Below are 14954 nucleotides of genomic sequence, written 5' to 3' on the forward strand. Positions count from 1 at the left end.
TGGTATCCGTCTGGTCTAAAGTCACTCCTGTTACCGTATTGGTAATGGTATCCCCGCTGGTACCTGTATCTACACTTGCTACAATATCTATAGTCGCAACTCCGGTACTATTGATCGTTCCTATTGTCCAGATTCCTGTACCTGAAACATAGGCTCCTGCTCCTGTATCACTTACATAGGTTACTCCTGTTGGTAACAAATCTGTAAGCACTACACTGGTTGCCTGTGCAGGACCGTTGTTGGTTACTGTTAATGTATAGGTAACCGTACTACCCTCATCTGGTGTAGTATTACTTACCGTCTTGGCTACCACTAAGTCCACTGCATTGTTGACCACGATACTCTCACTTGGATCATCCGGAGTAGTATTGGTATCCGTCTGGTCTAAAGTTACACCCGTTACCGTATTGGTAATGGTATCCCCACTGGTACCTGTATCTACACTTGCTACAATATCTATAGTTGCAACTCCGCTACTATTGATCGTTCCTATTGTCCAGATTCCTGTACCTGAAACATAGGCTCCTGCTCCCGTATCACTTACATAGGTTACCCCTGTTGGTAACAAATCTGTAAGCACCACACTGGTTGCCTGTGCCGGACCGTTATTGGTTACTGTTAACGTGTAGGTAACCGTACTACCCTCATCTGGTGTAGTATTACTTACCGTCTTGGCTACCACTAAGTCCACTGCATTGTTGACCACGATACTCTCGCTTGCATCATCCGGGGTGGTATTGGTATCCGTCTGGTCTAAAGTTACTCCCGTTACCGTATTGGTAATGGTATCCCCGCTGGTACCTGTATCTACACTTGCTACAATATCTAAGGTGGCAACTCCGCTACTATTGATCGTTCCTATGGTCCAAACTCCTACCGCAGCGTTATAATCTGCTGCCGGAGTAGCACTAACAAAAGTTATCCCTGTTGGTAACAAATCTGTAAGCACCACACTGGTTGCCTGTGCAGGACCGTTGTTGGTTACTGTTAATGTATAGGTAACCGTATCTCCTTCATTTGGAGTAGTATTACTTACCGTCTTGGCTACCACTAAGTCCACTGCATTGTTGACCACGATACTCTCGCTTGCATCATCCGGGGTGGTATTGGTATCCGTCTGGTCTAAAGTTACACCCGTTACCGTATTGGTAATCGTATCCCCACTGGTACCTGTATCTACACTTGCTGTAATAGCCAAAGTTGCATTATTTCCATTAAGTATACTTCCTATTGTCCAAACCCCTGTACCTGAAACATATCCCCCTTGACTTGGGGTATCACTTACATAGGTTACCCCTGCTGGTAGTACATCGGTAATACTAATACCTGTTGCTGCCGGAGCTCCATTGTTGGTTACTGTTATTGTATAAGTAACTGTACCTCCTTCATCGGGAGTTGCATCATCTACAACCTTAGTAACTACCAGATCTACTTCATCATCAGTAGCTCTCCAATCTGGCTCTCCACCAGGATTATCTGTATCAGGAAAAGGATTCGATGCAGTTTGTCCTCCATTAGTTGGACCAGATGTATTTATCGTACCCGCGCCATCTGTATCAAACTCATCATCTAATCCATCTCCATCGCTATCCGTTCCTAGTGCTAGTAAATCTGGTGTAGTTCCTATCGTATCTGCAACATCTACTACTCCATCATCATTACTATCATAAGCCTCAATAGTATCACTTTCTCCGTCTTCATCAGAATCTAAATCTAAATAATCAGCTCCATCTGCTAAACCGTCTGTATTTTCTGGAATTATTGGAGTTCCTACCAATCCACAAGTAGCAATAGTACAATTAACATCATATTGATCATCTATACCATCATTATCTGTATCATTTCCACTTGGAGATAGATATCCTGATGTAGATTGTGCTTCTATATTATCTACTATACCATCATTATCAGAATCGATATCTAAATAATTTGCAGTACCATCTCCATCGGTACTTGTTGGATTTGCTGTAGTAGCAGTAGGAGTATCATCCGACTCTACAGAATTTGCAAGACCATTATTTCCAAAATCTGCTGGTATACCATCTATAATACCATCATTATTAGTATCTACAGCTCCATTACCTAACTGTCCGGATTCCATTAAGTCTGTAATACCATCATTATCAGAATCTAAATCTAATCTGTTTTCTATACCATCCCCATCGGTATCACAAATCCTATATTGTATACGTAATAAAACCCCGTTCTGTGAACTTGTATTTGATCCTCCCGAGGCAATTGCTGATGTTAAATTTATTACCGATCCATTTGTTAATTCATATTGCGGAAAAGCTACTGTAACTGTTCCTGTTCCCCCTACCGGGTTGGTAACAGAGTCACCTGTTATTGTTAAACCTGTTATTGGAGGAATTGGTTGTAGTAAGGTGCCTCCTCCTGGGCCATAGTTTACCGATTCCCCATCGGTAAACTGCCCATCATACATTAACATTATTTTTTCAAAAGATCGCGTAAACGACACTTCTACAGTTCGTGTGCCCCCTATAGCGTTTGCTATCGCTAACCAAGGGCTTCCTGCTGCTCCTATCAAATTAGAAGCAGGCGTTGCTGGTCCCGTAGTACTAAACCTAACTGTTATACCTACCCCATTCAATTCTGGTATAGATAAAACCGCTCCTATATCTGCAATCGTTTGACCTCCCGCAGCGCTTATACCTGCATCGGTCAAACCTAAATCTGCCCAGTTTATGTTTAAATTGGTTAAACCACATTCTTCTGTATCCAAAATACCATCATTGTCATCGTCTAAATCTGCGGTATCTGGTATACCATCTCCATCTGAATCTAATACACAAACATTGACTGTACTATTAGTCACATTACCCAAACGAGTTGCATCTGTAGTATACGTTAACCCGGTAATAGCACCATTAGCCGTTACTCCTGTGTTATCTACAACTCCACCATAAGTACCATCATTATTAGAATCTGTTGGGGAGCTTTGGTAATCTGTATAACTTGTGTTGTATGCTTCATTAGCGTCGTTACAGCCATCATCGTCACTATCGGTATTTAAATAATCTACTGGACTTGTACCTACTGTATTGGTTGGTGTAATTCCTGTACCTGCTGAACCCGGTACTCCATTAGTAGTGGGTGTAGTACCTACTGCTCCATCTGCTTCTCCTAAATTGGTCGTACTTGGTGTACCTCCTGCTTCTACCACATCATAGATACCATCATTATCACTATCTACATCTAATCGGTTTTCTATACCATCCCCATCGGTATCACAAATCCTATATTGTATACGTAATAAAACCCCGTTCTGTGAACTTGTATTTGATCCTCCCGAGGCAATTGCTGATGTTAAATTTATTACCGATCCATTTGTTAATTCATATTGCGGAAAAGCTACTGTAACTGTTCCTGTTCCCCCTACCGGGTTGGTAACAGAGTCACCTGTTATTGTTAAACCTGTTATTGGAGGAATTGGTTGTAGTAAGGTGCCTCCTCCTGGGCCATAGTTTACCGATTCCCCATCGGTAAACTGCCCATCATACATTAACATTATTTTTTCAAAAGATCGCGTAAACGACACTTCTACAGTTCGTGTGCCCCCTATAGCGTTTGCTATCGCTAACCAAGGGCTTCCTGCTGCTCCTATCAAATTAGAAGCAGGCGTTGCTGGTCCCGTAGTACTAAACCTAACTGTTATACCTACCCCATTCAATTCTGGTATAGATAAAACCGCTCCTATATCTGCAATCGTTTGACCTCCCGCAGCGCTTATACCTGCATCGGTCAAACCTAAATCTGCCCAGTTTATGTTTAAATTGGTTAAACCACATTCTTCTGTATCCAAAATACCATCATTGTCATCATCCAAATCAACACCATCCTGAACACCATCATTATCTGTATCAATGAAAGTAAAAGTAGTCACTGTAGGATCATCCGGATCATTATCACCATCCGGATCTACATTAGTAGTATTATCCGGGTCATCTGAAACATCTGTCTCCAAATTTCCATTAATATCTACACTAATTACTGTCGCGCTATTACTATAGCTACCTGTATTAATGTCTGCCTGAATAAGTGTATATGTTCCTGTAAAAGTTGAATTGTCGGTTGCCCCTGAAGCTAAACTCGCTATTGGAGCACCGCTAACAGTTATCCCCGAATCTATGATTGTTACATTGGTTAATGTTGTTCCTCCTGTATTAGTTATAGTAAACGCATAAGTGATTGTATCCCCTGCATCCATAACACCATTTCCATTTGTATCTACATAAGTGTCTGTCTTTAAAAGTGAAATATCTATCCATTCTCTCCAATTAGATTCTCCTCCCGGGCTATCTGTATCAGGAAAAGGACTGGTTGCTGTTTGTCCACCATTTGTGGGATCTACACTTGCATCATTTACATCAAAATTATTATCTAAACCATCATTATCCGAATCTAAAAACGAAGGAGTAATATTTGCTATACCATCATCGTTGGTGTCATAAGCTTCGACCATATCACTTTCTCCATCTCCATCTGAATCTAAATCCAGATAATCCGGTACTGTATCACTATTAGGAGTACCTGCATCTGTGTTTACTGGTATTAAAGGAAGTCCTCCTGCATCTATATCGTAACGATCGTCTATCCCATCTCCATCTGCATCATTTAATAAAGGAGCCAGATAACCAATAGTGTTTTGTGCTTCAATGTTATCTACAATTCCATCATCATCAGAATCTATATCCAGATAATTTGCCCCCCCGATACTATCACTATTAGGTACTAAAAGAGGGGTTCCTGTAGTAACTTCACCTGCTCCGCTACCACTATCAATATTATCAACTATATCTGCTAATCCGTCGCCATCTGCATCAGTAGGTACTCCTGTGCCGATTACGCCATCATTGTCGGGATCTGTACCTCCTGCTTCTATAACATCTAAGATACCATCATTATCACTATCCAAATCCAAATGGTTGGAAATACCATCTCCATCCAGATCAAATTGTGGTTGTACCAAACCATCTGCATCACCAACAGAAAAATTATTATCATCATCATCCAGATACGCAGGTACTCCATCTCCATCTGTATCTAAATTAGGAGCTCCCGCTGCACCAGCTTCGTCAATATCCAAAATACCATCATCATCATCATCCGGGTCTTTGGCATCTGAAAGCCCATCCCCATCAGAATCCCTATCTCCGGATATAGTACTTATAAAAACCCCTGAATCCAGAGAGGAATCCCCCGCATCTGCAATAGCCATTTTAAACCTATACGTATTACCTGGTACTAACCCTGATAAAACACCTGTTAACTGTTGGGTAATACCATTATACTCTGTAAATACTGTAAAAGGGCCAGGATTTGTATTACATGGTGGAGCAGAAGTACTGTGCCCATTATTTATATACAAAGCAGAATTGGTAAGGTCCTCTGGAGAAGCGTCATTATTACATCCTAAAAAACCTGCGTTTATCGTATTTACTGCAACAGGACTTGTTGTACCCGGCACTATCGCAATATTTTGAGATCCTGTTATACCAGGACCAGAAACAAAAAATCCAAAAATATCATTAAAAACACTCCCTACATAATCCGGATATTCATCCGATCCAAATTGGTATACCACTTTAAGATCTGTAAACCCGGGTTCTAAAACTACATCGAATGAAAAAACAACAACATCCCAGGTTGCTGTACCATCTATGGCTGTAATATCGGGATCATTATATGGATCTACTCCTGGTGCATTAATTGAAGCCTGCGTTAGTGAATTATTACCAAATGCTTGAACGGCACTACCAGTAGTTAACATTACCCCACCATCTAATGATAAATTAGCTCCTGCGGCACCATTAGTAAATGTTGCTAACTGCGTAGCCCTATCACCTCTCTCTAAAGTAGCATTGGTTAATAAAACACCATCCCCATCCAGAACCCCTAACACTGCTGCATTGGTTGGGTTACTTACAAAAGTAGCCTGAGAATAACTAAAGTTACTTAAAACCAAAAAAGATACAAATACAAGTAACGTAAGTTTTTGGTTGATATAATTGGTTTGAAAAATCGTAAAAATTCTCATAAGCGCTATTTATGATAAAATTGTTGTGTTATTTTTTTCTTCGTTAAACAATAGTATCATCCCTAATACCATATTATTATTAGAAGCTAGTCGAGTAACATTTACCTTAATTATTTTTATTTCCCCCATAAAAGAAAAAAGACTATCAACAGAGTAATTATTTTCTAACATCACAACAGATACTTCTCTACTTGTTGTAATTACCCGGATATATAATTGTCTGCCCAGATATAGAAGGATAATGAAAAAGAAAAACAACTTCTCTTTATTATTCAAAAATTGAGTAATTTTTTTCATATACTAATTTTGTTTTGTATAGCCAATAAAAGCAAGCAAGAGCGGTAAAAAACAGTGCAAGCTTTAAGTGAATTTAATATTTTTTTAACAACAAAAACATGTGTTGCCCGTTGTAATAACACTTTATGTCGTTCAAAAGCGGTTTTTGTTTGGTAAATAGCACAAAACTACATCCTCATTTAACTTTTATATTAGTATATTCTATGTTTTTAATACAGAACCAAAAAAACTTTTCTTGAAAAAAAATATTTTACCTGATTTTTTTCTAATATATCTGTCAGAGATATGTTTGCATCTATAGCAATGTTGTAGTAGTGCTTTTAGAAAAAAGCTTATCTGCACACTCTTTTTGATGTTTAAAGGTTATGTTTATAGAAACCTCCTTATCCGGATATGGATGTTTATTAATCAATAATACCGAAGATGTTTCTAAAAATGAGTATGCTATAAATGAGTATATTACCATAAAAAAAGTAGTAGTAATTATAAAAAAAAGAATGCTATGGTTGATACTGTGCTTAACTTGTTGCGCTACAGAGGCAACTTCTTGATTTGTACTATTATCTTTTTCTGGAAAAGACTCTAGTATTTTCTTTGTTTCAAAAAAATGGAACCTCATAATGATTGATCTGGTTTTAAATTAGCGTTATTCATATCCTGTAACATTAGCTCGCCAAAGTTTTTAGCTACAGGATCATTTTTTTACTTTATCTCTATTTATCATTAGAGAATTTTATTCTCTTTTTGATATAAATATCTCAACGTATGTTATAAAACGTAAATTATAAATAGTAAAATAAAATTGGTATAAGTATATCTAGCATTTGAGTCTTTGTGAAGTAGATAAAAGTAATTTTGTTCATACACAATCAATTTCAAATTTAGTTTACATTTTTATAGTACTTGTTTAAAATTAACATAACAGTATTTATTATTAAACTCAATATAATACAGCAAAATACTCATTAAGCACTGTGAAGTGCTCATAAATTGTTATGGGTATTTTTTTATCTGGATTATAGATATTTACGTTTTTTTTATTATGTTAATTTTAACATTATAAATATATGTATAAAATATTGATATACAACAACTTAAAAACATCAAAAAAAATAGGGTTTTACCATACTGAAAAATAACTATCTACTAATCAATAAAATACATATTTACAAATGTTAAAACTAAAACTTATTCTTGCGTATTTTAAATTTATAGTGCTTAATGTTTGAAAACACAAAAAAGTACAATTTTTGTTTTTAGAAATCAATAACCCAGAGGATTAGTTTATTATATACTTCTGAAAATGTATTTTGCATTTTACACAACTAACTGTAAATCCGTTTTTTTTTAACAAGTCTTTAAAATCAGCTGTTCTAAAAACTATGCTTTGTTTGATCTAAGTTTGTTTAACTTTAAAACAGAATATAGCAGTTTGTATTTTAATTTTAAAATCAAACCAATAGCTTGTTTATTTTTAAGAAGAAATAACCAGGGAGGGATGACACCAAATATATAACCCTTTGTAATTAACATATATAGTTATATACAATCCCGAATCCTTGATTTGATATATGAATCGTATTACTTTGCTCATACTAGTATGTATATATATCAAATAAACTGTTTACCGCCGCGTCTGGAGCAAAACCCAAAAATTGGGTATTTTGCTCCAGACGCAGCGGTATGTAAGATTTTAGATATTCTAAAAAAATATTTTTTTAGAAATCTGTGCAGGTTGATTATGTAGTTTTTTATTAAATAAAACCTCTTTTTCGAGCTTCTTCTAATAGCATTTGGTCATCTGCTTTGGCAATAGAAAACATTTCTTTGATTTGATTTTTTCTTTTTTCGATAGCACTCAAAGATAAACTTACATAATTGGGCAGGTTTTTTGTTTTTACCCCACGAGATAAGTGATATAAAATCTTTAAATTCTTTTCGTCTAAAGAAAATTTATTGGTCATCATTTTTCTAAAATGATCGTTAACCGTAGCACTATAATATGCTTTACCTTTTACAATATTATTAAAAGCCAACAATAGCTCGCTGGATGTAAGATCACTTTTTATTAAAAATCCTGCCGGATTTATATTTTTAAGTATGTTATGGATCCTATGATCCTCTCTATGCATAGTTAAAATAATAATTTTAGATTTTGGCAACAGCTCTTTTGCATGCTTTGCCAAATCCTCGCCAGAGGTAATGGTACCATCTTTTGATGGTGGTAATTTTATGTCTATAAAAAGCATATCAAAAGGAGTAGATTCTGAAGATTTTACAATCTCTGCATAGGCATCATCGCAATTAGACGCGATGTCTATCTTAATTTGATATTCTTTTTGATTTTCTCCTAATAAGGTATTCTTATACCCTTCAATAATCATTGGGTGATCATCGATCATAAGAACTTTTAGCTTTTTTTTCATCTTAAAAAAATTTGTTGTTTTAGGTTCTAAAAATATATTCGTATTTATGTTTATATAGCCATCAGAAATTATACCATAATTGGCACATATATCATTTATTTAATATAATTCTGCAACGTTGTTTTTTGCTGGTACACTAACCGATACCATAGTACCTCCTGTATCCACATCGTTAATAAATTGAACTTGCCCTTGCATTTGGTTAACTCTGGATGTAATATTTTTTAAACCAATTCCTCGTTTTACCTTGGTGCTGTTAAATCCTACACCGTCATCTAAAATAGTAAGATTTATGTTACCATCTGCATATTCGAAATTAATTTTTATAAGATCTGCACTGGCATGCTTAAAAATATTTTGCATCGACTCTTGCAAAATCCTAAACAGGTTCACTTTTTTCTGGTCATCTACACTCTCCCAATCTATATCCTCGTCGTTATTAAACTCAAAACTTATTTTATGTGCGTTGCACAAATCCCCAATAAGGTTTTCTACCGCATCTATATATGCCACATCAGACGGCAGGGTCTCTGCCCCCAGATCATGAGATATTAACCGTATTTCTTTTTCTATAGCCTTAAGCTCGTCTATATATTTGTTTCTTGCCTCTGTAAAACCATCGTTGGCACGTTGGTTGATCCCATCCAGACTTAATCGCACCCCAAACAATCTACCCAGTACACCATCGTGCAACTCCTCTGACATGCGTTGCTGCTCCATCTGCCTGCCCTCTTCTAACTTTATTTGTTGATTAAGCAGTAATCGATATATCTCCTCGTTAGACTCCTGTTGGGTTTGCGAAAAAAGCAGCTCTTTATTGCTTTGTTGTTGCCTAAATATAATATACCCCAGCAAAAACAATGCGGTTAGCCCTAGTATTGCTATGATCAAAATCTCGTTTTCTTTACTTATTTGTTGGTTTTTCTCTACGATTTCTTCTGTCTCAAATTTAATACGTGCAAATTTATCTTCAAATAAGCGTTCTTCTTTAATCAAACTATCGTTTAACCTAATATAGTTTTGTGCGTATAACAATCCAGTATAACTATCTGACACCTTTGATAGCAATAAAAAAGCGTCTAGTAATTCCTTCTTATATCCTCCTAATTCTGCTATATTTTTTGCTGTAATAGCATAATTTGTAGCTATGCTATCCTCCTTGATAGATTTATAATATTCCGCTAAATGAAGGTTATTTGTTATTAACCCTCTCTTATCCCCAATACTATCTCGAATGTGTAATGGTTCTTTAAGTTGTTTTAAAACATCTATTTTCGCCCCAGATAAAAATCTTGCATAGGCTAAATTATCTAACAAATTTGCTTTAGTTATCAAGTTACTGTTGAGTAACTTCTCATAACCAAGAGCTTCTATATATTTTGCTATCGCTTTATCATATTTTTTTTGACTTTTATAAACTACTCCAATATTATTAAGAGCTTGAATTTGTCTATATTCTCCATTTTCCATTTTCCTAGCATAGTCCAAGGCATTTTGATAGTTCTTAATAGCTTCATCGTATTTCCCTAAATCTTTAGATATTATACCTAGATTATTATAGCACAAATATAGATTTAAATTTATTTTAGATTCTTCAAATTTTTTAATAGCCTTTATTGTATTTGCTTCACTTCCAAGATAATCTTTAAAATCTCTTTGTAAAATAGCCATATTATATAAAGCCGCGCCATGAGATTCAGGATCTTTCTTACTCATTTGACTAAAGATTTTCTCTGCCTTGTCAAAATTATAAAACGCACTATCCTTAATTTTTTTTCGATTATAGAATGATCCCAAATTACTATAAGATTTAGCCATTCCCAAAGAATCAAATATTTGTCGAGATAAGGCTAAAATCTCTTCATTAATTTTCTTGAATTGATAATAATCCTTAAGTGAATAATAAATTAGACCAATTTCTGATTGGATTTCTCTTTTTTCTATATTGTCTTTTAATTTAGAACTCCAATAAAAAGCATTATTGGCATCTGATAATCTTGTTTTTTCAGGAATTGAATTATTTTTAGCTTTTGCAACATAGTCCATAACCATTACTTTGGCCTCTATAGGTTTCTCTTTATTCATCAAAGCATCTCTTCTCTTACACGAGAAAGTAATACAAATTATAACAATAAAGAAAAAGCTTGTGTTAATTGAAAAACCCATTTTCTTAATAATATAGTTTTTACTAATATATGTAGTTTCATGATAAAATATAAATAAAAAAAGCCTTATTTCTTTTAAATAAGGCTTTTTTTATTTATACTTACAAATTAAACAGTGGGCTGTATATCTTCCTCAGTATTCTCATCTTCTCCTATCTGATCATTAATTTCAATCCCAACCTCGTCATTTACAGATTCAGCTTCACAAGCGATAAACATAGTACTTAAAAATAATATAGCGAATAAAGTTTTTATAGTTTTCATAATGTTAGTTTTTTTAGTTTTTTTAGTTTTTTTAGTTTTTTTAGTTTTTTTTTGTTTAAAGATGTATTCCATCTTTATGGGGTCTTCCTTATTTTTTGTTTTCTATAGTTACCGTTGCGCAAACGATTTTATCCTTTTATCAGAGTTTTTTACTACCGTATGTAACTCTAATTGTACACTACAAATGTAGTTTGTTTCTCTCCTCGCGCCCAATAAACTAAGGTATCTTTAGTAATCTAACCTCTGCCAGTAGTGCATTAACCGATTATAAGGGTAGATGACCGTATCTTAACATACCTGTTTTTTTTGTAGGAAATAAATTACTAAGCGTTTTATGATTACCCAACCCGGATTTACATAAAAAAAATGCCAAAGTTTTAAAACATACCTGATTACACATAGATCAGGCTTTTTTTTGCAAGACTGTCCTTTATCTCTTCTACATTGTTTTTGTATGATTTTGAAAAAGGGATAAGGTCCTTGGTGTTTTTTATTGCACATTTGGCTTTGCCAAAATGTATTCTGGATACATAATGTGTATTGATAATGTAGCTGTTATGAATACGCACAAAGTGATTGGGCAACAAATCCTGAAAATGTTTAAGGGTCTTAAATGCCTCTACTTTATTGCCATCGCTCATCACAAAATCTGTAGTGTTGTTATCTGCCTTAAGATACAATATATCATCTACCTCTACAAATTTATAGTCCCCATAAGACCTAAAACACAGGGTGTTATCTCCATAATGATCAAAATCTTTTTCGAACCGCATCAGGGTTCTGCATAGCTGCCCTTTACTAAATGGTTTCAGGATATAATCCAGTATCCTGTTGCGTATACCCTCTATAGCATAGTCTGTTGTTTTGGTAATTACAATAAACTCGGGTAATCGCACCATATATTTAGATAATTCTGTTAATAAAGAATATCTTGTCTTACCCCCGTGTAATCCTGGTACTTCGGGCTCTAAAAAAATGATTCTTGGTCTTCTTTCCAAAATTATATCCAATGCATTCTGCTCATCTTTTGCTATGCCAGTACAGATATAATTAGGTTGTTGCTCTAAGGAAATCTGTATAGAATCTGTAATTTTATTATCATTATCAATAATTACATAAGGATACTTCATAGGGTATTTGTTTAAAAAATTGTTGTTAACCTTTGACGTTGAGTTATTCTACTTACAAGATAGGGTATTTGGTGTTTTTTTATATACGGTAAAACCGTAATATTAATATGGAAGTAACTTGCTTACAGTAACTTATAAACAACGTTTTATCGATGATTATATAACTTTTGTCGGTACAAATACGGAAACAAGTACAATAAGCAATTTTAACAACACTTATAATGTTTTCTTAAAAAAAATCTAAAAACGTGATTTGAAAACAAAAATTATATACATAACAACCTTCTGTTTTAATTTTTATTGTATACATAATGCCCTGCAAAATTGTATATATACATTTTGTTTTACTCTTAATATTGTTTTTGAAACGGTCCTTAAAAAGATTAATAACAAAAAATTAAACCTCTACTTATTTAACTTTGAAATTGTAGCAATAAATCCTTTCTTTTTTAATTAAAACTATACCTAATATTTTTTTATCTTGACTAAGCAAAAAATAATACCGTTTATTTGCTCATTATTTTAAAGTTAAACTGATATAATGAAAAATATAGTTGTACTTACCGGTGCAGGAATTAGCGCAGAGAGTGGCTTGCGCACTTTTAGAGATGCAGATGGGCTTTGGGAAGGGCATGATGTTATGCAAGTTGCATCACCACTTGGATGGAAAAACAATATGGCATTGGTTTTGGATTTTTATAACAAAAGACGCAGTCAATTACAAGAGGTCTCGCCCAATAAAGCACATTATGCTTTGGTTGCACTAGAAAAAAAATATGCTGTAACTATTATTACCCAAAATGTAGATGATCTGCATGAAAGAGCCGGTAGTAGCAATGTACTGCATTTGCATGGCGAATTATTAAAAGTGAGAAGCCAGTTTGATGAGAGCCTGGTGCTGGATTGGAAAAAAGACCTGCTCCCCGGGGATCATTGCTCCTATAACACACAATTGCGCCCGCATATAGTTTGGTTTGGCGAAGAAGTACCTATGCTGGATACTGCTATAACCATTACAGAACAAGCAGACATACTTATTATCATTGGTACCTCGATGCAGGTATATCCCGCTGCTGGTCTATTACAATATGCTCCATACAATACCCCTGTTTATTTTATTGACCCTAATCCTGCTATTTCTCCCTCAAAAAATCTTACCGTATTATCTGAAAAAGCTACTACCGGAGTGGTCAAAGTTGTAGAGGGATTATTGGGATGAAGAGGGATGTTGTTGGGAGTCGGAGGTCGGGTGTTGTCGGGTGTCGGAGGTCGGAAGACGGAGGTTGGGTGTCGGAGGTCGGGTGTCGGAGGTCGGAAGACGGAGGTCGGAGGTCGGAGGTCGGAGGTCGGAGGTTGGAAGACGGAGGTCGGAAGACGGAGGTCGGAAGACGGAGGTCGGAAGACGGAGGTTGGAAGACGGAGGTCGGAGGTCGGAGGTCGGAGGTTGGAAGACGGAGGTTGGAAGACGGAGGTCGGAAGACGGAGGTCGGAAGACGGAGGTCGGAAGACGGAGGTTGGAAGACGGAGGTCGGAGGTCGGAGGTCGGGTGTGTTGGGTCGAACTCAAAGATTCAAAGACTACAGGTTAAAAACTATAGACTAAAAATTCAAAGACTCAAAGACTCAAAGACTCAAAGACTAAAAAACTACAGGCTAAAGATTGAAAGACTAAAAAACTAAAAACTATTTACTATTTTTAACCAAACACCACTTTTTATAAATAACATATATTTAGAATGTCATCGCTTATTGAGTTATTGGATACTATAGATCATTCCCGAGATAAAAGAAAGTATTTTGCTAATCTAATAGTAAAGAATCCTGAGCTATTACCCGAATTATTATCTATTTGTGCCCATACAGAAGATAAAATTTCCTGCAGGGCAGCCTGGGCTCTCGAGTTTTTATGCAAAAATAATCTGGCCTCTGTTTTACCATACCTGGATGAACTTTTGCTATTTATACCTGATGTCTATAAGCATTCTGCTGTAAGACCAATGGCAAAAATATTTGAATACCTTTGTATTGCTTTTTATCAAAAAAAGAATCCCGAAATACAAAAATACCTTACCGTAAAACATCGCGAAAAAATTACTGAAATCTGTTTTGACTGGCTAATTACAGATCAAAAAGTAGCCCCAAAAGCGTATTCTATGACTTCCTTGTATTTATTGGGAACAGAATTTGACTGGGTACACCCCGAACTTAAAATACTATTAGAAAGCTCCTACAATTCTGGCAGTGCTGCTTATAAAGCTAGAGCACGTATGGTGCTGGAAAAAATTAAGTATTAAGGTCGGGTGTTGTCGGGTGTTGTCGGGTGTCGGAGGTCGGAGGTCGGAGGTCGGATGTTGTTGGGTTGAACTAAAAGATTCAAAGATTAAAAAACTACAGGCTAAAAACCACAGGCTAAATACTAAATACTCAAATACTCAGAGACTCAAAGACTCAAAGATTCAAAGATTCAAAGACTCAAAGACTCAAAGATTCAAAGACTCAAAGACTCAAAGACTCAAAGACTCAAAGATTCAAAGATTCAAAGATTCAAAGATTCAAAGATTCAAAGACTCAAAGATTCAAAGACTCAAAGACTCAAAGACTCAAAGACTCAAAGA

9 protein-coding genes are annotated in these 14954 nt (G+C 35.5%); 2 read left to right on the forward strand and 7 right to left on the reverse strand.

What is annotated here, in order from left to right:
- The 7 genes from ACZIYX_RS22365 to ACZIYX_RS22395 form a co-directional block, all read right to left on the reverse strand.
- Positions 1-6058: choice-of-anchor L domain-containing protein (locus tag ACZIYX_RS22365; RefSeq protein WP_462684488.1), on the reverse strand; the 6058-nt coding region annotated here is incomplete at its 3' end.
- 9 nt (positions 6059-6067) lie between these two features.
- Entirely contained in the window at positions 6068-6355 is a 288-nt protein-coding gene (locus ACZIYX_RS22370) for a hypothetical protein (protein ID WP_462684489.1), read from the reverse strand.
- A gap of 295 nt (positions 6356-6650) precedes the next feature.
- The gene (locus ACZIYX_RS22375; protein WP_462684490.1) at positions 6651-6974 is read right to left on the reverse strand and encodes a hypothetical protein; all 324 of its coding nucleotides are present in this window, start codon (positions 6972-6974) and stop codon (positions 6651-6653) included.
- Between the two features lie 1135 nt (positions 6975-8109).
- Positions 8110-8781, reverse strand: coding sequence for a response regulator (locus tag ACZIYX_RS22380; RefSeq protein ID WP_027413267.1), 672 nt, complete (start codon positions 8779-8781; stop codon positions 8110-8112).
- Positions 8782-8880: 99 nt separating this feature from the next.
- Complete coding sequence (locus ACZIYX_RS22385; protein WP_462684491.1) at positions 8881-10866, reverse strand: tetratricopeptide repeat-containing sensor histidine kinase; 1986 nt, start codon at positions 10864-10866, stop codon at positions 8881-8883.
- Positions 10867-11054: 188 nt separating this feature from the next.
- Complete coding sequence (locus ACZIYX_RS22390) at positions 11055-11210, reverse strand: hypothetical protein (protein WP_462684492.1); 156 nt, start codon at positions 11208-11210, stop codon at positions 11055-11057.
- Between the two features lie 392 nt (positions 11211-11602).
- Positions 11603-12340 (reverse strand): LytR/AlgR family response regulator transcription factor, encoded by a 738-nt coding sequence (locus ACZIYX_RS22395; protein WP_462684493.1) that lies wholly within the window; start codon positions 12338-12340, stop codon positions 11603-11605.
- A 541-nt stretch (positions 12341-12881) separates the two neighbouring features.
- Between ACZIYX_RS22395 and ACZIYX_RS22400 the strand changes: the two genes are divergently transcribed.
- Together ACZIYX_RS22400 and ACZIYX_RS22405 are read left to right on the forward strand one after the other, a co-directional pair.
- Complete coding sequence (locus tag ACZIYX_RS22400; protein ID WP_462684494.1) at positions 12882-13559, forward strand: SIR2 family NAD-dependent protein deacylase; 678 nt, start codon at positions 12882-12884, stop codon at positions 13557-13559.
- A gap of 516 nt (positions 13560-14075) precedes the next feature.
- Positions 14076-14633 (forward strand): adenylosuccinate lyase, encoded by a 558-nt coding sequence (locus ACZIYX_RS22405; protein WP_462684495.1) that lies wholly within the window; start codon positions 14076-14078, stop codon positions 14631-14633.
- Positions 14634-14954 lie beyond the last annotated feature (321 nt).

This window comes from Aquimarina sp. (assembly GCF_977115655.1).